Origin of the sequence: Curtobacterium sp. RIT-PI-V (genome assembly GCF_025642935.1) — a bacterium.
GTDB lineage: Bacteria > Actinomycetota > Actinomycetes > Actinomycetales > Microbacteriaceae > Curtobacterium.
In genome coordinates this window covers 1-18,749 of the sequence record NZ_JANZKM010000041.1, presented here as the reverse complement: position 1 = coordinate 18,749, position 18,749 = coordinate 1, and the positions used below count along the sequence as shown (strand labels likewise).

Annotated in this window: 22 protein-coding genes; 17 read left to right on the top strand and 5 right to left on the bottom strand. The window is 69.7% G+C overall.

Translation table 11 applies throughout. The annotated features are described in order from the left end of the window. A partial coding sequence (locus tag OGL88_RS16975; RefSeq protein WP_263092214.1) for a dihydrolipoamide acetyltransferase family protein occupies positions 1 to 1,139 on the top strand: 1,139 nt, incomplete at its 5' end. Between the two features lie 6 nt (positions 1,140 to 1,145). Here OGL88_RS16975 and OGL88_RS16970 read toward each other — a convergent pair. Together OGL88_RS16970 and OGL88_RS16965 are read right to left on the bottom strand one after the other, a co-directional pair. Beyond that, a complete protein-coding gene (locus OGL88_RS16970; protein WP_263055391.1) occupies positions 1,146 to 1,982 on the bottom strand; it encodes a hypothetical protein in 837 nt (278 codons plus the stop codon). Next, the gene (locus OGL88_RS16965; RefSeq protein WP_263092213.1) at positions 1,979 to 3,037 is read right to left on the bottom strand and encodes a hypothetical protein; all 1,059 of its coding nucleotides are present in this window, start codon (positions 3,035 to 3,037) and stop codon (positions 1,979 to 1,981) included. The genes OGL88_RS16970 and OGL88_RS16965 overlap by 4 nt, the downstream gene beginning before the upstream one ends. Positions 3,038 to 3,159: 122 nt before the next feature. On the opposite strand from OGL88_RS16965, the gene OGL88_RS16960 reads away from it, so the two are divergent. Both OGL88_RS16960 and OGL88_RS16955 read left to right on the top strand, forming a co-directional pair. Next, a complete protein-coding gene (locus OGL88_RS16960; RefSeq protein WP_263055393.1) occupies positions 3,160 to 3,741 on the top strand; it encodes a GNAT family N-acetyltransferase in 582 nt (193 codons plus the stop codon). Positions 3,742 to 3,869: 128 nt separating this feature from the next. Then, a complete protein-coding gene (locus tag OGL88_RS16955) occupies positions 3,870 to 4,604 on the top strand; it encodes a GntR family transcriptional regulator (protein ID WP_123293453.1) in 735 nt (244 codons plus the stop codon). Positions 4,605 to 4,706: 102 nt separating this feature from the next. Here OGL88_RS16955 and OGL88_RS16950 read toward each other — a convergent pair whose 3' ends face one another. Further along, positions 4,707 to 5,159, bottom strand: a complete 453-nt coding sequence (locus OGL88_RS16950; RefSeq protein WP_263055394.1) for a PTS sugar transporter subunit IIA — start codon at positions 5,157 to 5,159, stop codon at positions 4,707 to 4,709. Next, positions 5,156 to 5,392, bottom strand: a complete 237-nt coding sequence (locus OGL88_RS16945; RefSeq protein ID WP_071253138.1) for a PTS transporter subunit EIIB — start codon at positions 5,390 to 5,392, stop codon at positions 5,156 to 5,158. Before OGL88_RS16945 ends, OGL88_RS16950 begins: the two co-directional genes overlap by 4 nt. Positions 5,393 to 5,570: 178 nt before the next feature. On the opposite strand from OGL88_RS16945, the gene OGL88_RS16940 reads away from it, so the two are divergent. The 12 genes from OGL88_RS16940 (at position 5,571) to OGL88_RS16885 (ending at position 15,856) form a co-directional block, all read left to right on the top strand. After that, on the top strand, positions 5,571 to 6,836 hold the full coding sequence (locus OGL88_RS16940) for a PTS transporter subunit EIIC (RefSeq protein ID WP_205463710.1): 1,266 nt from the start codon (positions 5,571 to 5,573) through the stop codon (positions 6,834 to 6,836). 127 nt (positions 6,837 to 6,963) lie between these two features. After that, positions 6,964 to 7,875, top strand: a complete 912-nt coding sequence (locus OGL88_RS16935) for a metal ABC transporter solute-binding protein, Zn/Mn family (RefSeq protein ID WP_263092212.1) — start codon at positions 6,964 to 6,966, stop codon at positions 7,873 to 7,875. 47 nt (positions 7,876 to 7,922) lie between these two features. Next, complete coding sequence (locus OGL88_RS16930) at positions 7,923 to 8,768, top strand: metal ABC transporter ATP-binding protein (RefSeq protein WP_263092215.1); 846 nt, start codon at positions 7,923 to 7,925, stop codon at positions 8,766 to 8,768. Beyond that, positions 8,768 to 9,742 carry a metal ABC transporter permease gene (locus OGL88_RS16925; RefSeq protein ID WP_263055397.1) on the top strand — a complete coding sequence of 325 codons (975 nt, stop codon included), beginning with the start codon at positions 8,768 to 8,770 and terminating at the stop codon, positions 9,740 to 9,742. Before OGL88_RS16930 ends, OGL88_RS16925 begins: the two co-directional genes overlap by 1 nt. Continuing rightward, a complete protein-coding gene (locus OGL88_RS16920; RefSeq protein ID WP_263055398.1) occupies positions 9,739 to 10,182 on the top strand; it encodes a Fur family transcriptional regulator in 444 nt (147 codons plus the stop codon). The genes OGL88_RS16925 and OGL88_RS16920 overlap by 4 nt, the downstream gene beginning before the upstream one ends. Before the next feature lie 10 nt (positions 10,183 to 10,192). Continuing rightward, entirely contained in the window at positions 10,193 to 10,885 is a 693-nt protein-coding gene (locus OGL88_RS16915) for an alpha/beta fold hydrolase (RefSeq protein ID WP_263055399.1), read from the top strand. A gap of 229 nt (positions 10,886 to 11,114) precedes the next feature. After that, positions 11,115 to 11,351, top strand: coding sequence for a 50S ribosomal protein L28 (gene rpmB, locus OGL88_RS16910; protein ID WP_111085377.1), 237 nt, complete (start codon positions 11,115 to 11,117; stop codon positions 11,349 to 11,351). Next, a complete protein-coding gene (gene rpmG, locus OGL88_RS16905; RefSeq protein ID WP_017886456.1) occupies positions 11,351 to 11,521 on the top strand; it encodes a 50S ribosomal protein L33 in 171 nt (56 codons plus the stop codon). Before rpmB ends, rpmG begins: the two co-directional genes overlap by 1 nt. A 2-nt stretch (positions 11,522 to 11,523) precedes the next feature. After that, a complete protein-coding gene (rpsN, locus tag OGL88_RS16900; protein WP_111085378.1) occupies positions 11,524 to 11,829 on the top strand; it encodes a 30S ribosomal protein S14 in 306 nt (101 codons plus the stop codon). A 289-nt stretch (positions 11,830 to 12,118) separates the two neighbouring features. Then, complete coding sequence (locus tag OGL88_RS16895) at positions 12,119 to 12,406, top strand: HU family DNA-binding protein (RefSeq protein ID WP_111085379.1); 288 nt, start codon at positions 12,119 to 12,121, stop codon at positions 12,404 to 12,406. A 190-nt stretch (positions 12,407 to 12,596) separates the two neighbouring features. Beyond that, positions 12,597 to 14,534 carry a bifunctional copper resistance protein CopD/cytochrome c oxidase assembly protein gene (locus OGL88_RS16890; RefSeq protein ID WP_263055400.1) on the top strand — a complete coding sequence of 646 codons (1,938 nt, stop codon included), beginning with the start codon at positions 12,597 to 12,599 and terminating at the stop codon, positions 14,532 to 14,534. Next, positions 14,531 to 15,856 (top strand): ATP-dependent DNA helicase, encoded by a 1,326-nt coding sequence (locus OGL88_RS16885; protein ID WP_194648368.1) that lies wholly within the window; start codon positions 14,531 to 14,533, stop codon positions 15,854 to 15,856. The genes OGL88_RS16890 and OGL88_RS16885 overlap by 4 nt, the downstream gene beginning before the upstream one ends. 115 nt (positions 15,857 to 15,971) lie before the next feature. Here OGL88_RS16885 and OGL88_RS16880 read toward each other — a convergent pair whose 3' ends face one another. Then, on the bottom strand, positions 15,972 to 16,421 hold the full coding sequence (locus OGL88_RS16880) for a DUF4383 domain-containing protein (protein WP_173169927.1): 450 nt from the start codon (positions 16,419 to 16,421) through the stop codon (positions 15,972 to 15,974). Between the two features lie 238 nt (positions 16,422 to 16,659). On the opposite strand from OGL88_RS16880, the gene OGL88_RS16875 reads away from it, so the two are divergent. After that, positions 16,660 to 17,559, top strand: a complete 900-nt coding sequence (locus OGL88_RS16875; protein ID WP_131844768.1) for a phosphatase PAP2 family protein — start codon at positions 16,660 to 16,662, stop codon at positions 17,557 to 17,559. 86 nt (positions 17,560 to 17,645) lie between these two features. Then, a partial coding sequence (locus OGL88_RS16870; RefSeq protein WP_263092211.1) for a CE1758 family FMN-dependent luciferase-like monooxygenase occupies positions 17,646 to 18,749 on the top strand: 1,104 nt, incomplete at its 3' end.

Sequence of the window (18,749 nt, the reverse complement as noted above, 5' to 3'; positions counted from 1 at the left end):
CGGCAGCGCCGGTGCAGCCCGTCGCCGACGGCGCTTCCGTCGTCGGGACGGACGAGTCCTCCGGCGCCGTCCTCGTCGGCTACGGCTCCGCGACCTCGTCGCCGTCGCGTCGCAAGCCGGGCGCCCGCCGGGCCGCAGCCCTGGCGGCCGAGGCGAGCCGTGCCTCCAGTGTGGATGCCGCAGCAGCGGCGGAAGCCGCCGTCGACCCCGGTGAGGACAGCACCGCCGAGGCGATCAGCGCGCTCGGCTCGGGGTCCGGGCGCAAGCAGAGCGCCGCGACCAACGTGCTGGCGAAGCCCCCGATCCGCAAGCTCGCGAAGGACCTCGGGGTCGAGCTGACCGAGATCGTCGCCACCGGACTGGCGGGCGAGGTCACCCGCGACGACGTCATCCGGCACGCGAAGCAGGCCAGCGTCTTCCGCAACATCGAGACGCCCGAGTGGGGTGAGGTGCGCAGCGAGACGATCCCGGTCAAGGGCGTCCGCAAGGCCATCGCGACCGCGATGACCACCTCGGCGTTCACCGCACCGCACGTGTCGCTGTTCGTCGACGTCGACGCGACCCACACGATGGAGTTCGTCAAGCGGCTCAAGGCCTCGCCGACGTTCGCCGGTGTCAAGGTCTCGCCGCTGCTCATCGTCGCGAAGGCCGTCATCTGGGCCGTCCGCCGGAACCGTTCGGTGAACTCGACCTGGACCGACCGCGAGATCATCGTCCACCACTTCGTGAACCTCGGCATCGCCGCGGCGACCCCGCGTGGGCTCATCGTGCCGAACATCAAGGACGCGCAGGACATGTCGCTGCTCGAGCTGGCGCAGGCGCTCGAGGAATTGACCCTGACCGCCCGCGACGGCAAGACGACGCCGAAGCAGATGGCGAACGGCACGGTGTCGATCACGAACATCGGGGTGTTCGGCATGGACACCGGGACCCCGATCCTCAACCCGGGCGAGGTCGCGATCGTCGCCATGGGCACGATCAAGCCGAAGCCGTGGGTCGTCGACGGCGAGGTCCGGTCGCGCATGGTGACGACCATCGGTGCCTCGTTCGACCACCGCGTGGTGGACGGCGACGTGGCGTCGCGCTTCGTGCACGACGTGGCCTCGGTGCTCGAGGAGCCGGCGCTCCTGCTCGACTGAGTGCGTTCAGGGACCGACGCGTCGGTCGTCGAGCAGCGCGGCGAGTTCCGCGCGGAAGGCTCCGACGGCGACCACAGCGTCGAGGGCGAGGTTCTCCGTCGCATCGACACCGCCCGCCGCGATCGACAGCCGGGCGTAGGTCGTTGCGCCGACCGCGCCGGGCCCGCTGAACAGGTCGCAGACCGCGAGGAGTGCGTCGGCTCGGTCGCGTTCCGTCAGTGGGTCCAGGACTCGCTGCACGGCTCTGGCCGCTCGCCGTTCTCCTGAGCGGAGGTCGGCGACGAGCACCCAGGCGAAGTCGTAGAGGTCCTTGTCCGCTCGGCGCCAGTACGCACTCGCGCCCTTGGCGGAGAGGTACCCGCCGATCCCGGTCACAGTCGCGCGCTCGCCGGCGACAACCGTGTCGTGGACGTCCCGGAGCGCCGGCCCCGGACCCCGGAGGTTCTTGGCCCCCAGGGTCTCGGCGCCCGGTAGCGCGATCTCCTGGTCCAGGTTGTCGGGGACGTCCACCAGGAACTCCACCTGGATCGGGAAACCACTGATCTCCTTCAACCATCGCCACCCCGTGTTGGGTGTCGACGTGACGAACCCTGCGGTCTCGAGCGCCTGCTCGAGCCACGCGAAGTCGAGGCCGTCTCGGTCGTAGACGAGACCGATGTCGAGGAGGATGTCGACGTCGTTGGTGCCCTGGTGTGGTTCGTCCGAGTGCACCAGGTGCTCGGGCACGAGCCCGCCGATCAGCAGGAGCCGCCCGCGGTTCGGGCCCACTGCCTTGAGGAGTGCGGCGAACCCGGCTTCCGCGAGTGCGCGCGCATCCCGGCTGCGTGGAGCTGACGCGTTCACGAGAACTGCCGGAGAGCGAGCTCTCGGAAGGCTTCCGCGGCCTCGAGCTCGCGTTCTGAGCCGGCGAGCAGGTCCGCGTACGTGCGAGCGGGGGAGGAAACCCAGGCGAGGTGTCCAGGACCCCTCGTCTTGACGATCACCTGGGAAGCCGGCGCGAGGCGGATCCGAGGCGCTGCGGCGGGGATCATCTTCGCGCGCCGGGTACGGAGGTCCACCCCCGGCCACCCGTCCGTCGTGTCGACGTACGCAGTCACCACCCAGCTCCCCGTGAGCATCGGGCGGATCTCTTCGCTCGCAGCCGCTCCGGTGAGGATGAGAGACCGGCCGAACGCGGCGCTGAGATCGTCGATGACGCGCTGCGGTTCGCGGTGGATCGAGTGGTACCCGTCGAACCGTCGCCGCTGGGTGGACTCCCACTCCGCCCACGAGTCGAGGAGTGCCGGAGCGTTTGCGACGATCCGACTGCGCGACTGCCTTCCTGGGGCTGTCCAGCCGTTGGCGTCGAACGAGGCGAGGGTGTTCGCGACGGTTCCCAGCGATCGGCCGGACAGGTCCGCCAGCGCCTCCACTTCGGGAACGTCGTCTGCTCCGGGACGCTCTGGCTCCCGCTTCGCCATGATCGCCAAGAGAGCCTCTGCGACGTCTGCCCTGCCTCGGGTCCAACCGATCGCAGGTCGGAGCGCTGGGTTCGTCCTGCTGCCGTCCCGGTCGACCCACACCGTGCCGAGTCGCAGTTCTGCCGAGCCGTCGAGGCCGAGCCAGGAGAGCCCCTCCGAACGCAACAACTGGCGAGCCCCGTCCGACAGTGTTCGGGCCGCGATGACCACGAGGTCCTCCTTCGAGCGTGCATCGATCACGCGCTCGTCGCGAAGCGTCCGCTCGACGTCCCTCGGGTACCCGTACCCGGCCCAGGCGAGGTGCAGTGCCTTCCTCGTCCCGTCCGGCAAGACCGCGCTGAAGTCGCCGTCGGCTCTCGTGCGAAGGGACACGGAGCCGCGCGGGAGCGCTGCACGGAGTGCTGCTTCTGCAGCTGCTCGATTTTCGAGAACAGTCACGTTTTCACTGTACAATGAAAAGGGTGTCAGAGTGAAACGGTTCCGGTCTGCGGATCAGCCGGGTTCCGCAAACGTCGCGTGGTGTTCACACGGATGTCGGTGGTGCGGGGCATGATCGGGACATGGTCCACCAGCTCCTGACCCCCTCGCAGGAGATCCGAACGGATCGCCTCCTGCTCACCCCGCTCACGCCGGCCGACATCGACGACGTGCACGCGGTGTTCTTCGACGCCCGGACGTGGCAGCACCTGCCGAGCGGACGGCACGTCGCCCGGAGCTCGAGCGTGGACATGGTGCAGCGGAAGATCGGCGGTCGGGCTCGACACGGACTCGGCTCGTGGGCCGTCCGCACCGCTGCCGATCACGCGTTCGTCGGGGTCGGCGGCGTGGACATGACTGCCGGCGGGGTCTGGAACCTCGGGTACCGGTTGGCACCCTCCGCCTGGGGGCAGGGCTTCGCCTCCGAGATCGCCCTCGCTGCCGTGCGCGCGGCTGCCGACACCGCACCGGACGTCCCCGTCACGGGGCGCGTGCTCACGAACAACCCGGCCTCCGCAGCGGTGCTCCGTCGTGCCGGACTGTCGCTCGTGTGGCAAGGGGCTCCCGGTGTGCAGACGTCCTCCGCCGCGGGGGTCGAGGGGCAGGTCTGGACCGACCGGCTGCTCTCCGACGAACAGTTCGCCTGGCTCGTCCACAACGCCTGAACCTCCCGCCGGTCCTCGCGGATCGTCACGCACGTTGGCGTTCCGAGGTCGACTCGCTACTGTGATGGGAACTGGTCATGTCCGCGCATGACCACCACCCAGGACCAGCAACGGAGCACGAGGGACGCATGACGAGCCGCATCACCGAGGGTGCCGAACCGAAGCACCAGCAGTTGCGGCGCATCCTGCTCGACCTCGCCACCGCACGCCTGGCCCCCGGCGCCGCGATCCCGTCCGAACGCCAGCTCATCGCCGAGTACGGCGTCTCGCGGATCACCGTGCGCGAAGCCCTCGGGCAGCTCGTCAACGAGGGCTACCTCGAGCGAGTGCGCGGCAAGGGCACCTTCGTGGCGCACCGCCCCGTGCAGTCGACGCTGCACCTGGCGTCGTTCACCGAGGAGATGCGGGCGATGGGCCACGTGCCGACCACCGTCGTCCTGGTGCGCGAGGAGCGCGTGCCGCCGAGCGACACCGTGGCGGCCCTGCGGCTCGACGCCGAGGTGTCGGCCTTCCACGTGAAGCGACTCCGGATGGCGGACGGCGCTCCGGTGTCGATCGACGACGCCTGGCTCGTGGCCGATGCGTTCCCGGGCCTGCTCGACCACGACCTGTCCGGGTCGGTGTACTCGATCATCGCGAACGAGTACGGCACCCCGATCGACCGGGCACAGCAGACGGTGGCCGCGAACCCGGCCGCCGACGACGTCGCGACCCTGCTCGGCACGAAGACCGGTGCCCCGGTGCTCGAGTTCGACCGGGTGTCGTACGCGGGGGAGCGCCCCGTGGAGCACACCCGCAGCTGGTACCGCTCGGACCGCTACCGCGTGCAGATGGAGGTCACCGCGACCCCTGCGGTCGCCTGAGTTTCCGCCCGGGTACGCGAGAGCGACTGTGTGCCGCGAACAGTTCGCGGTACACAGTCGCTTCGGCGGGAAGAACCGGGGAAGGACCGGGGTGGGCCCGGGTCAGACCTCGAACAGGGTGTCGCCGTCGAGCACCGAGGTGCCCACCGCGCCCTCATCGACGGTGTCCGGCGCGGAGCCGAGCACCACGACGGGGCAGATCGGCGAGTAGCCGGCGGCCGAGATCACCGACGGGGTGAACCGGACGACGGGGTCGCCGGCAGTGACCGTCGCGCCCTCGGCCGCGAGGAGCTCGAAGCCCTCGCCCGCGAGCTTCACGGTGTCGATGCCGACGTGGACGAGCACGTCCGTGCCCGCCGAGCCCTGCAGCGCGAACGCGTGCGGGTGCAGCTTCACGATGGTGCCGTCGACCGGGGCCACCGCGGTGACCGCGCCCTCGACGCCCGTCGGGTCCACGGCCACACCGGCGCCGACGAGCTGGCCGGCGAACACCGGATCCGGTACGTCAGCGAGGGCGACGACCGGGCCGGCGAACGGGGTCCGGACGCTCGTCACAGTTCGTCCTGGATGTCCTGCGCGAGGTTGTCGGCGACCGTGCCGACGATGACCTGCCAGCCGGTGCCGCCACCGACGACGGCCTGAGCGCCCGCGGCCTGCAGCGCGGCCTTGTCGACGAGGTCACCGTCCTCGACCTCGACGCGGAGGCGCGTGATGCAGCCCTCGACCTCTTCGATGTTGTCGGCACCGCCGAGCGCGGCGATGATGTCGGCTGCCTTGATGTCGGCCATCGTTTCCTCCTCGTTAAGGGTTCTCGCAACAGGTTGACACGGGACCGGTCTCGGTTCAGACTACGGAACTGGTCATGACCGGACAGGACCGGACCTGGCGACACCGCCGAGGTTACCTGCGCTGGCTGCACGACTCAACTCACCCCGACAGCTCCACCCAATGACGAGAGGACCTCCGATGAGCGCCACCACTGCCACGGACGTGCCGGAGAAGAAGAAGCCGAAGAAGCAGTCCCGGCTGTTCGCGCAAGCGCAGCGCCTCGGGCGGAGCCTGCTCCTGCCGATCGCGGTCATGCCCGCCGCGGGCATCCTGCTGCGCCTCGGTCAGTCCGACATGCTCGGCGCCATCCCCGGCTTCGAGCAGGGCGCGACGATCATCGCCGCCGCGGGCAACGGTGTGTTCACCTGGCTGCCGCTGCTCTTCGCGGTCGGCATCGCGATCGGCTGGGCGAAGAAGTCGGACGGCACGACCGCGCTCGCGGCCGTCGTCGGCTACATGGTCATGTACCAGGTGTTCGCGGCGATGTCGCCGATCGTCCTCGCCGGGGTGAAGGACGCCAACGGCGACCAGGCCACCATCAACTTCGGTGTCCTCGGCGGCATCGTGATGGGCCTCGTGTCCGCCGTGCTGTGGGAGAAGTTCCACCGGACGAAGATGCCCGACTTCCTCGGGTTCTTCTCCGGCCGGCGCCTCGTCCCGATCCTGACTGCTGCAGCCGCGCTCATCATCGCCGTGCTCATGTCGTTCGTCTACCGCTACTTCGACATCGCGCTCACGGCCGCCGGCCAGGCCGTCGCCGACAACGCGGTGATCGGTGGCGGCGTCTTCGGGTTCGTCAACCGCATGCTCATCCCGATCGGCCTGCACCAGCTGCTCAACTTCTTCCCGTGGTTCCAGCTCGGCAGCTTCTCGACCGGTGGCGTCACCTACCACGGTGACATCCAGCGCTTCCTGGCGGGTGACCCGACCGCTGGCATCTTCCAGACCGGGTTCTTCCCGATCATGATGTTCGCGCTGCCCGCCGGTGCCCTCGCGATCTGGCGCAACGCCAAGCCGCAGAACCGCAAGCTCGTCGGTGGCATCATGCTCTCCGCCGCCCTCACCTCGTTCGTGACCGGCATCACTGAGCCGCTCGAGTACTCGTTCATGTTCGTGGCGTTCCCGCTGTACGTCATCCACGCGGTGCTCACCGGTTCGTCGCTGGCGCTGGTCAACGCACTCGGGATCCGCGACGGGTTCTCCTTCTCGGCCGGTGCGATCGACTTCGTGCTGAACTTCGGCAAGGCGGACGGGGCGATCTGGCTCATCCCGATCGGCCTCGGCTACGCCGTCGTCTACTACTTCCTGTTCAGTTTCGTCATCAAGAAGTGGAACCTCCGCACGCCCGGGCGTGAAGAGGACACGATCGCCGAGAACACGATCGACGCGGCCACCAAGCCGTAGACGTCACCATGTGACGGACAGGAGGCGCGGTGCCAGCTGGCACCGCGCCTCCTGTCCGTCTGTCGTCACCACCAGAGCGCCGATACCGGTTTTGACAATCGTTATCAGCAAGCGCTACCGTCGGAGCATGCACAACCGCCTCCTCGCCCTCCCGCTCGTCGCCGGCGCCGCCGCGCTCGCCCTGACGGGCTGCGCGACCTCCTCGGCCTCGGGCAACGCCAGCAGCGACGGGAAGATCGCCGTCGTCGCCTCGACCAACGTCTACGGCTCGATCGTCCAGTCGATCGGTGGCGACCAGGTGTCGGTCACGAGCATCCTGAACGACCCCTCGCAGGACCCGCACTCGTTCGAGTCGAGCGCCCGCACCCAGCTCGCGGTGTCGAAGGCCGACCTGCTCATCGAGAACGGCGGCGGGTACGACGACTTCATGACCACGCTCGCCGACGCCTCGGACACCAAGGCCGACACCATCAACGTCGTGCAGCTCTCCGGCTTGGACAAGGGCGGCGACGCCGAGTTCAACGAGCACGTGTTCTACAGCTACCCGACGATGGTGAAGCTCGTCGACGACGTCACGAAGCGCCTGTCCGCGCTCGATGCGGGCGACGAGGCCACGTTCGAGGAGAACGCCGACGCACTCACCACGAAGCTCGAGGACCTCGAGTCGCAGACCGCCGACCTGAAGAAGTCGTACGACGGTGAGAAGGTGGCGTACACCGAGCCGGTGCCGGGCTACCTCTTCGACGCGATCGGTCTCGACAACGTCACCCCCGAGGCGTTCTCCGAGGCGATCGAGGAGGGCGACGACGTCCCGCCGGCAGCCCTCAAGGACACCCTCGCGCTGTTCAGCGGCAAGAGCGTGGAGATGCTCGCCTACAACGACCAGACCTCGAGCGCCGAGACCGAACAGGTCAAGAAGGCCGCCGACCAGAACGACGTCCCGGTGGTCGGTGTCACGGAGACGCTCCCCAAGGGGCAGGATTACGTCTCGTGGCAGCAGGCGAACATCGACGCGGTGCAGGCGGCGCTCCAGAAGTGACGACCTCGACCGCAGCAGCGACGACCGACAGCCCGGCGACCACCTCGGTGGACGACCGGGCTGCGGCCCGTCCGGTCCTGGCCCTGCGCGACGCCGGGCTGTCCTTCGGCGAACGGAAGCTCTGGGGACACCTGGACCTGGACATCGCGCCGGGGGAGTTCGTCGCGGTCCTCGGCCCGAACGGCGCCGGCAAGACCTCGCTCCTGCGCACGGTGCTCGGGCAGCAGCGCCTGACGAGCGGCACGATGTCGTTCCTCGATCAGCCCGTCCGTCGTGGGCACCGCAAGATCGGCTACATCCCGCAGCAGCGGCTCATGGAGGCCGGTACCCCGCTGCGCGCGCGGGACATGATCGCGCAGGGTGTGACGGGGCACCGGTGGGGCGTCCTGCCGACGTCGAAGGCCGACCGCGCCCGCATCGACCGCATCCTCGACGAGGTCGGCGCCACCGCGTTCGCGGACGCCCCGGTGGCCGAGTTGTCCGGCGGCGAGCAGCAGCGCACCCGCGTCGGTCAGGCCATCGCCGCCGACCCGGCACTGCTGCTGTGCGACGAACCCCTCATCTCACTCGACCTGCGGCACCAGCGCGGCGTCACCGAGCTCATCGACCGGCAGCGTCGGCAGCACGATGCGGCCGTGCTCTTCGTGACGCACGACGTGAACCCGATCCTCGACGTCGTCGACCGGGTCCTGTACATCGCCGGCGGCCGGTTCCGGATCGGATCCCCGGACGACGTCCTGCGCGCCGACGTCCTGAGCGACCTGTACGGCACCCCCGTCGACGTCGTCCGCACGATGGGCCGCATCGTCATCGTCGGCGCGAACGACGCGCACGACCACCACCACGGCGAGGTCGACCCGCACGCCCCGGCGTCGGACGAAGGGCGGATCTGATGGACGTCCTGTCGACGGTCTTCTCGTTCCAGGACTACGGCGAGCTCGTGACCCTGGTGCAGAACTCGATCTGGGCCGGCGCGGTGCTCGGCATCGTCGGCGGGCTCATCGGCCCGTTCGTCGTGGCCCGGAACATGCCCTTCGCGGTGCACGGCATCTCGGAGCTGTCCTTCGCCGGCGCGAGCGCGTCCCTGCTGCTCGGCGTCAACGTCGTCACGGGCTCGCTCGTCGGGTCGGTGATCGCGGCGCTGCTCATCGGGGTGCTCGGCTCGCGCGCTCGTGACCGCAACTCGATCATCGCCGTGCTCATGCCGTTCGGCCTCGGGCTCGGCATCCTGTGCCTGGCGCTCTACAAGGGGCGTGCGGCCAACAAGTTCGGGCTGCTCACCGGCCAGATCGTGTCGGTGGACAACCCGCAGCTGACGTTCCTCATCGTCATCGCCGCCATCGTGGTCGCGACCCTGCTCGTCATCTGGCGGCCGCTCATGTTCGCGTCGGTCGACCCCGACGTGGCCGCGGCCGCCGGCATCCCGGTGCGGACGCTCGCGATCGTGTTCATGCTCGTCCTCGGCCTGGCCACCGCGGTGTCGGTGCAGATCGTCGGCGCCCTGCTCGTGCTGTCGCTGCTCGTCACCCCGGCCGCTGCGGCACTGCGGCTCAGCTCGCACCCGGTCGTGGTGCCGGTGCTGTCCACGGTGTTCGCCGTGGTGTCGGTCGTCGGTGGCATCCTGCTGGCACTCGGCGGCGGACTGCCGATCAGCCCCTACGTGACGACCATCTCGTTCGCGATCTGGGTGGCCTGCCGGATCGTCGGGGCCAGGCGTGACCGCCGTGGACGCGACCGGGTCGTCCGCCGCGACCAGCGTGGCGGGGGCGCACCGGGCCTCCTGTCCGGAACGAACGGAACCGGAACAGACGGAACCGGAACCGGAGCCGGAACGTCAGTCAAAACGAAGGTGGGTGCACCAGCATGAACGCCGTGCAGAAGGTCAAGCGGAACACGTGGCAGCGCGAAGCGGTGCGTGGTGCCCTCGACTCCACCGAGGGGTTCGTCAGCGCGCAGGCGCTGCACCAGCACCTGCGGGACGAGGGCTCGACGATCGGCCTCGCCACCGTCTACCGGGCGCTCGCCGACCTGGCGACCGAGGGTGACGCCGACTCGTTGCAGCAGGACGGCGAATCGCTGTACCGGGCCTGCACGACGGACGCCCACCACCACCACCTGATCTGCCGGAACTGCGGCCGCACCGTCGAGATCGAGGCCGACCCCGTCGAACAGTGGGCGCAGGACGTCGCCGCGGCGAACGGGTTCACGAACGCCAGCCACGTCGTCGACATCTTCGGCGAGTGCGCGGTGTGCACGGCATCTGCCGCCGCAGCGGGACCGCGGCCCGGCGACGCCGCCGGCGAGTAGCGTCCGGGCAATGCACGTCATCCTGGTCCCCGGGTTCTGGCTCGATGCGAGCGCGTGGGACGACGTCGCCCCGGTGCTGCTGCAGGCGGGTCACACCGTCGAGGCGATCACCCGCGACGGTGACACGCTCGACGAGCAGGTCGCGGCGCTCGTGGAGCGCCTGGACGACGTCGCCAGCCCGGACGAGCCCGTCGTGCTCGCCGGTCACTCCGGCGCCGGGCCGATCGCGTACATGGCTGCCGACCAGCGGCCCTCGCTCGTCGCGCACTTGCTCTACGTCGACACGTTCCCCGGTCCCGCCGGCGGCTGCGTGAACGACGAGCTGCCCGTGGTCGACGGTGTGGTGCCGTTGCCGTCGTGGGACGTCTGGGAGCCGGCCACGGTGCGCGGGATGTCGCCGGCGTTGCGGGAGTCCTTCGAGCACCGGGCGATCCCGGAGCCGGCAGCCGTGCCGTCCGACCGGTTCCACTACGCCGACGCCGCCCGGCACACGATCCCCGCGACGGTGATCACCTGCGAGATCCCGGCGACCGAGCTCGCGACGATGGTGGCCGACCACCAGACCTGGGCCGAGGAACTCGTCGCGACCGAGGAGCTCAGCATCGTCGGACTCGAGACCGGACACTGGCCGATGTTCACGGCGCCGCTCGAACTCGGCGAGCTCATGGTGCGTGCGCTTGCGACACGCCCGGAGCTCGCGTAAGCTCATCCCTTGGTCCTCCACGTCCGCGTGGTGGACCCGTTGTTCCAAGCCCTCCGACCGTCGCGAACGCCGCGGTCGCGTGGTGTCCGTTCCCCTTCGACAGGGGCTGCGGGCCTGGGCGGTGTGCACAACCCCCTCGCATGCACCACTCCGGTGGTCCTGCGCGTGCGCACCAGGCAAGTGAACTTGGGTGCGGCCGTCCGGTCGCACGGTACCTCAGGAGGAAACCATGGCAGCAGTGTGCCAGGTGACCGGCGCCGTTCCCGGCTTCGGTCACAACATCTCGCACTCGCACCGCCGGACGAAGCGCCGCTTCGACCCGAACGTGCAGAAGAAGACGTACTACGTGCCGTCGCTGCGTCGCAACGTGACGCTCAACGTCAGCGCTAAGGGCATCAAGGTCATCGACGCACGGGGCATCGAGTCCGTCGTCAAGGACGTCCTCGCCCGTGGGGAGAAGATCTGATGGCGAAAAAGGGTCAGGACATCCGTCCGATCATCAAGCTCCGCTCGACGGCGGGCACCGGGTTCACGTACGTGACCAAGAAGAACCGTCGGAACAACCCCGACCGTCTCGTGCTGAAGAAGTACGACCCGGTGATCCGCAAGCACGTCGACTTCCGTGAGGAGCGCTAAGCATGGCGAAGAAGAGCAAGATCGCGAAGAACAACCAGCGTGCCGTCATCATCGCGCGCTACGCCGAGCGTCGTCTCGAGCTGAAGAAGGCCCTCGTGGACCCGAACGGCTCCGACGAGTCGCGTGAGGCCGCTCGCGTGGGCCTGCAGAAGCTGCCCCGCGACGCATCCCCGATCCGCTACCGCAACCGCGACGCGATCGACGGCCGCCCCCGTGGCCACCTGGGCGAGTTCGGCATCAGCCGTGTCCGCTTCCGGGACATGGCCCACCGTGGAGAGCTCCCCGGCATCACGAAGAGCTCCTGGTAAGCACTCGCAGTACCCGACGCCCCGTCACCTCCTGGTGGCGGGGCGTTCGCTGTGTCCGGGGTACAAGGGCGCCTCAGTGGTCACATCTGCCCCTCCAGCACCCCCTCGAAGCCCCGACAACCCCGGAAATCCGGGCGAGTCGGCGGTTTTCACCCCCGGTGGCTGGTAGGTTCAACTCCGGTTCCGCCGGGCCCTCGGCCCACTGGCACCGTGGCACGGGGCAACCGCTCCGGGCGCCGGACGACACGTGCGTCCGACCGATACTGCAAGAAGTCCGAGGAGGACATCCATGGCTGACAAGTCACTGAACCGCACCGAGCTCGTCGCTGCCGTCGCCGCCGAGTCCGGCCAGAGCCAGGCCACCGTCAACGGCGTCGTCGACGCGCTCTTCAGCGTCGTCTCGTCGTCCGTCGCGGACGGCACGAAGGTCACGATCCCCGGTTGGATCGCCTTCGAGAAGACGCACCGCGCCGCCCGCACCGGCCGCAACCCGCAGACGGGTGAGGCCATCGAGATCGCCGCGAGCGACTCGGTCAAGGTCAGCGCCGGCTCGAAGCTCAAGGCTGCGGTCAAGTAAGACTGTTCCGCGCATCGGGAGGGACGGCTTCGGCCGTCCCTTTCGTCGTTCCCGGGGCGCGTTCGTCGGGCCGGCTCGGGTCGCGTCGGGTCGCGTTCGTCCTGCCGCGTCGACCGGGAGGCCCGTGCCGGTTCCCACAGGTCGGCCCGGCCGGTTCGGTGGCCGGGTGGGCACCGCCTAGGCTTGACGGGTGAATCGGATCGCGCGCATCGCCGGTCCCGCCGTGCTCCTGCTCGTCGGGTTCGTGGCGCTGCTCACGGCACTCGTCATCGGTGGTGGTGCGAACGCAGCGCTGATCGCCGACCCCGGTGCCCTGGTCCGCTTCGGTCTGCCGATCTCCCGGTTGGTCGTGGACCTGTCCGCCGCTGCGACGATCGGCGGTCTCGCGCTGGCCACCGTCGGACTCTCGCGCTCCGGTCCGGAGTGGAACCGTGCCATCGACGTCGCGGCTGCCGCCAGCGGGCTCTGGACGGTGTCGTCCGCGGTCACCACCTTCTTCACGTTCCTGAGCGTCGCCGGTTCGAAGATCAGCATCGACGAGCAGTTCGGCCAGTCGATGGGCGTGTTCCTCACCGGCACGGACCTCGGGCTCGCCTGGCTCGTGACGGTGCTCGTCGCCGCCGCCGTCACGGTGCTCTGCTTCGCCGTCCGCTCCCGGGGCATGGTCGCCCTGACCGCCGGCATCTCGATGATCGGCCTCGTCCCGCTCGCACAGCAGGGCCACGCCGCGGGCACCGCGAGCCACGACGCCGCCGTGACCGCCCTCGGGCTGCACCTGGTCGGCGCCGCGCTCTGGGTCGGTGGCCTGACCATGCTCGTGCTCCTGCGCGGCGTGCTGCCCGGTGATCGCCTGGCCGTGGTCGTCGCGCGGTACTCGAGCATCGCGCTCGGGTGCTTCGTGCTCGTGGCGGTGTCGGGTGTCGCCTCGGCACAGATCCGCGTGGGTGCCCTGTCGAACCTGTTCACGCCGTACGGCACCCTCGTGCTGGTCAAGATCGGCGCCATCGTGGCGATCGGGGTCCTCGGTGCCGTGCAGCGTCGGCGCGCGATCCGCTCCCTGACCGAGGCGCCGGCACGGCACCGCCCGTTCTGGACCCTGATCGTGGTCGAGCTCGCCGTGATGGGCGTCGCATCGGGCTTCGCCGCGGCGCTCGGACGCACGGCCACTCCGGTCGACCAGATCGCGCTGAGCAAGACGACCGACCCGAGCCCTGCTGAGCTGCTCACCGACGACCTGCTGCCGCACGCGCCCGGGGCCTGGGGCTGGCTGACGCAGTGGAACATCGACCTGTTCTGGCTGATGGCCGCCGTGCTGCTCGCCGCGACGTACGCCGCCGGTGTCGTGCGCCTGCGCCGCGCCGGGGTCCGCTGGCCGGTGCACCGTTCGGTGGCGGCGGCCCTGGCGATCGTCTCGCTCGTCGTCGCGACGTCCGGTTCGCTGCACCAGTACGACCGGTTCCTGGTGTCGGCGAACGTCGGCGCGCACGTGCTGCTCGGCCTGGTGGTGCCGGCGCTGGTGTGGGCGGCGGCTCCGGTCGTGCTCATCCGGGCCGCGGTCCACCCGCGCGACGACGACAGCACCGGGGTGCGCGAGTGGACCGGTGTGCTGGTCGACAACGCTGCGGTCCGCTACCTCGTGCAGCCCTTCCCCGCGTTCCTGCTCGCCGCGGCGGTGTGGTGGGCGTACTTCGCCACCGACGCCGTCCGGTGGTCGGTGAGCGACTCCACGGGGCGCACGGTCATCGACGTGGGCTTCCTGCTCGTCGGGCTCCTGGCGATGCCGACGCTCTTCACACCGATCGCAGCGGGCCAGCATCACCCGACCCGCGGTGCGGCGGTCGTCCGGATCGTCGGGGCCGCGGTCGTCGCCGCCGGAGCGGTGTCGCTCGGCGTCGCGATGCGCGGGCCGCTCGGACTGCTGCAGGCGTCGTGGTTCGGGGCGATGGGGCGGACGTGGGGCCCCGATCCGCTCGTCGACCAGGCCCGTGGTGGGCTCGTGCTCGTGGCCGCCGGGGTGCTGCTCCTGCTGGCGGTCGTCGTGGTGGTGCTCGTGCAGCTGCGGCGTGCCGGATCGCCGGCTCGCACGCTCGGAGCGGACGGGCGCACCCTCGAGCAGGACGCACGATGAGCGTCGAGCTCAGCGACGAGCAGCGGGCCGTCTTCGAGTACATCGAGCACACCCGTGACCACGTCTTCATCACCGGTCGTGCCGGCACGGGCAAGTCGACCCTGCTCAACCACCTGTCGTGGAACACCGAGAAGCAGGTCGTGATCTGCGCACCGACCGGGGTCGCGGCCCTGAACGTCGGTGGTCAGACGATCCACTCGCTGTTCCGCCTGCCGATCGGGCTCATCGCCGACGCCGAGCTGCGCCAGGGGCCGGACACCCGCAAGCTCCTGAACACCATCGACACCCTGGTGATCGACGAGGTCTCGATGGTGAACGCCGACCTGCTCGACGGGATGGACCGCTCGCTCCGCAAGGCCCGCGGGCGGCAGTTCGAGGCGTTCGGCGGTGTCCAGGTGGTCATGTTCGGCGACCCCTACCAGTTGCCGCCGGTCCCGGGTGGTGCCGACGAACGCGCCTACTTCACCGACCACTACCGGTCGATGTGGTTCTTCGACGCCAAGGTGTGGCTCGAGGCGAAGCTGAACATCATCGAGCTCGCCACCGTGCACCGCCAGCGCGACGACGCCTTCGCCGCCATGCTCACGGCGGTGCGGCACGGCCGGGTCACGGCCGAGATCGCGGACCAGCTGAACACCGCGGGCGCCCGACCCTCACCCGACGACGCCATCACCCTCGCCACCCGGAACGACACCGTCGCACGCATCAACAAGGCGGCGCTCGAGCGGTTGCCCGGCAAGGTGAAGACCGCGAAGGCCGACGTCAACGGCGACTTCGGCGGGCGGAACTTCCCGGCCGACGAAGCCCTCGAGCTCAAGCCGGGCGCGCACGTGATGTTCCTGCGCAACGACGCCGACCAGCGGTGGGTGAACGGGACGCTCGGCATCGTTACGGCGATCCGTGACACGGTGTGGGTCGACGTCGACGGAGAATCGTTCGAGGTCCAGCCGTCGGTGTGGGAGAAGTTCAAGTACTCCTACGACGCCGACAAGAAGGAACTCAAGAAGGACACCGTCGGTGAGTTCCAGCAGTTCCCGTTGCGGCTCGCCTGGGCGGTGACGATCCACAAGTCCCAGGGCAGCACCTACGACCGCGCGGTGGTCGACCTGGGCAACCGGGTCTTCAGCGCCGGACAGACCTACGTCGCGCTGTCACGCCTGACCTCGCTCGAGGGGCTGTACCTGACCCGGCCCCTGCGGCCACAGGACATCATCGTCGACACGGACGTCCGACGCTTCATGTCCGAGGCGCCACGCATCGTCGCGACGGCACTCGAAGCCCGGAAGCCGAAACCGGACGACGACTCCGACGACGACGCCTGACGCCCCCACGCCCCGCACCCACGCCCCGCACCCCCGCTCCTCGCACTCGCTCCGCCCGCACGACGACGCCCGCCTGCCGGAGCGGCAGACGGGCGTCGGGGATCGTGTCAGAGCGTCAGGCGCGAGCCGCCGCACGCAGCGCGCGGAGGTTCTCCTTGTCGGCACCGAGCGCCGTCAGCAGCAGGACGACACCGACGATGGCGTGGAACACGTTGTCGGTGGTGTTCAGCGCGAAGATGTTCGCCGAGGTGTTCACGAAGACGAAGCCGTAGACGGCCAGTACGACGAGCACGGCGCCGACGACCAGGTTGCCGTTCCGCGAACCGATGGTGGTGCCGAGGCCGGTGATGAGCAGGACCGCGGCGAGCAGCACCCAGATGAGGGCGAGCGGCGGGTTCACCCCGAAGGCGTTCCAGAGCATCCCGCCCTGGCGGCTGAAGAAGCCGGGGTCGCCGTCAGCCGCGAAGAAGAAGCCCAGGATGCCCCAGAGTGCGAGGACGCCACCGACCGTGAGCGCGAGCCCGCGGTTCGGTGAGGCGGTGATGCCCGGTTCCTTGATGGCCACTTCGGTCTCCTCCTCGTACACTGCCGACGCGACGTGCGTCAGTCCGGCGGTGCCCGCCGGACTGCGCGGCGCGGCACTGAGCGGCACAGCGCGGGATCCGCGGGTGACGGCCGCGCGGTTCCCAGCCTCCGGCCGGTGAGCCAACGGTATCGTGTCCGACCCCGACCGTCCGAATCGCAGCGCCGTCACCAGGCGTGCGACGAGACCGACGACGACCACTCCGAGGAGGACCAGCCCGGTGACCTTGACACCCGAGCGCAATGCACCGGAGTCGCGTGGACCGAGCGTCTCGCGGCGGTTGCGGTGGGGTGTGCTGGCGGCTCTGGGGTTCGTGATCGTACCTTCCGTCTACGCGGCCGCGGTGCTGACGCCGGTGGGGCAGCGCATGGAGGACGCCGCGCTCGGCGGGGTCCGTGAGTCCGACCTGTTCAGCTCGGACACTGCGCTCAACGTCATCTCGGTGCCGGTGATCCTGTTGCTCGTTGTCGTGATCGTCGCGGTGGCGTTCGCCAGGCGACGGCTCTCGGTGGGGCTCGGCGCGGGTGCAGTGGTGCTCGCGTCGGCGGCCACCTCGACGCTCGTCAAGCGTATCGCCGAGCGCCCGGAGATCGCCCAGTCGACGACGCCGAACTCGTTCCCCTCGGGCCACGCGACCATCGCGTTGGCCGCACTGTTCGCCGTCCTGATGGTCACGCCCCGTCGCTTCCGGCCGATCGTCACCCTGCTGGGTGCCGCCTACGCGGTCTTCGTCGCCAACCAGACGGTCGTCTACGGCTGGCACCGGGTGAGCGACATCATCGGGGCGTGCGCGATCGCGATGTTCTGGCTCGGCGTCGTCCGGGCGTTCGGTCCGAGGGTCGACCGGGGACTCCGGGGCGACCGGGACGGCCGACGGGGACCGCGCCGGGTGGTCAGCGTCGTCCTGCTCGTCGCGACCGGGGTCACGCTGGCCGTCGGCGTCGCCGCGCTCGTCGTCGGCCTGACGGGGGACGGCGCGCACGACCACGCCGCGATCCTGATGGCCGGACGACTGGCCTCGAGCGCGAGCGTCCTGGCGGTGGTGACCGCGGTGTGGTTCCTCGACGGCATGCACCACGCGGCCCGGACCGACCCCGCCGCACTGCCCGCAGCGCGCTGACGCCCTGGTGGGAATGCACCGGCGTACGCTACGTTGTACCCAGCAAGTCGATGCAAACGCATCGATATCGCGAAAGGCGGCGCAACATGCAGTTCGGCATCTTCACGGTCAGTGACGTCACGACCGACCCCACGACCGGCACCACGCCGGACGACACGCAGCGCGTCCGTGACATCCTCACCATCGCGCAGCACGCCGACCAGGCCGGGCTCGACGTCTTCGCCACCGGCGAGCACCACAACCCGCCGTTCGTCGCCTCGTCGCCGACCACGTTGCTGGCCTACCTCGCGGCGAAGACGAAGGACATCACGCTCTCGACGAGCACGACACTCATCACCACGAACGACCCGGTGCGCATCGCCGAGGAGTACGCGATGCTCCAGGTGATCTCCGACGGCCGCATGGACCTCATGATGGGTCGCGGCAACACCGGCCCGGTCTACCCGTGGTTCGGGCAGGACATCCGCCAGGGCGTCAACCTGGCCATCGAGAACTACGCGCTCGTCCGCCAGCTCTGGGAGAACGACGTCGTCAACTGGCAGGGCAAGTTCCGCACGCCGCTGCAGGGCTTCACCTCGACGCCGCGCCCCCTCGACGGCGTTCCCCCGTTCGTCTGGCACGGCTCGATCCGCACGCCCGAGATCGCGGAGCAGGCCGCGTACTACGGCGACGGCTTCTTCCACAACAACATCTTCTGGCCGATCCAGCACACCGAGCAGATGGTCGGGCTGTACCGCCAGCGCTTCGAGCACTACGGTCACGGCCGTGCCGACCAGGCGATCGTCGGTCTGGGCGGGCAGTTCTTCGCCCGCAAGAACTCGCAGGACGCGGTCAACGAGTTCCGGCCCTACTTCGACAACGCCCCGGTCTACGGCCACGGCCCCTCGATGGAGGACTTCGCCGCTCAGACCCCGCTCACGGTCGGTTCGCCGCAGCAGGTCATCGACCGGTACGCGGCGATGAAGGACCACGTCGGCCACTACCAGCGACAGCTGTTCCTGATCGACCACGCGGGTCTGCCGCTCAAGACCGTGCTCGAGCAGATCGACATCCTGGCAACGGACATCGTCCCCGAGCTCCGCAAGCTGAACGACGAGGGTCGTCCGTCCGACGTGCCGTCGAACCCGCCGAGCCACACGGAACGCGCCGCCGCGGCGCTCGCCGCCGGCACGGTCGGCAGCGACCACGTC

Excerpts from the sequence above, each read along its gene's own strand:
- OGL88_RS16915 (WP_263055399.1), top strand. The coding sequence starts at position 10,193 with ATGCACGTCATCCTGGTCCCCGGGTTCTGGCTCGATGCGAGCGCGTGG.
- rpmB (WP_111085377.1), top strand. The coding sequence starts at position 11,115 with ATGGCAGCAGTGTGCCAGGTGACCGGCGCCGTTCCCGGCTTCGGTCAC.
- OGL88_RS16960 (WP_263055393.1), top strand. The coding sequence starts at position 3,160 with ATGGTCCACCAGCTCCTGACCCCCTCGCAGGAGATCCGAACGGATCGC.
- OGL88_RS16925 (WP_263055397.1), top strand. The coding sequence starts at position 8,768 with ATGGACGTCCTGTCGACGGTCTTCTCGTTCCAGGACTACGGCGAGCTC.
- OGL88_RS16945 (WP_071253138.1), bottom strand. The coding sequence starts at position 5,392 with ATGGCCGACATCAAGGCAGCCGACATCATCGCCGCGCTCGGCGGTGCC.
- rpsN (WP_111085378.1), top strand. The coding sequence starts at position 11,524 with ATGGCGAAGAAGAGCAAGATCGCGAAGAACAACCAGCGTGCCGTCATC.
- OGL88_RS16940 (WP_205463710.1), top strand. The coding sequence starts at position 5,571 with ATGAGCGCCACCACTGCCACGGACGTGCCGGAGAAGAAGAAGCCGAAG.
- OGL88_RS16895 (WP_111085379.1), top strand. The coding sequence starts at position 12,119 with ATGGCTGACAAGTCACTGAACCGCACCGAGCTCGTCGCTGCCGTCGCC.
- OGL88_RS16885 (WP_194648368.1), top strand. The coding sequence starts at position 14,531 with ATGAGCGTCGAGCTCAGCGACGAGCAGCGGGCCGTCTTCGAGTACATC.
- rpmG (WP_017886456.1), top strand. The coding sequence starts at position 11,351 with ATGGCGAAAAAGGGTCAGGACATCCGTCCGATCATCAAGCTCCGCTCG.
- OGL88_RS16920 (WP_263055398.1), top strand. The coding sequence starts at position 9,739 with ATGAACGCCGTGCAGAAGGTCAAGCGGAACACGTGGCAGCGCGAAGCG.
- OGL88_RS16935 (WP_263092212.1), top strand. The coding sequence starts at position 6,964 with ATGCACAACCGCCTCCTCGCCCTCCCGCTCGTCGCCGGCGCCGCCGCG.
- OGL88_RS16955 (WP_123293453.1), top strand. The coding sequence starts at position 3,870 with ATGACGAGCCGCATCACCGAGGGTGCCGAACCGAAGCACCAGCAGTTG.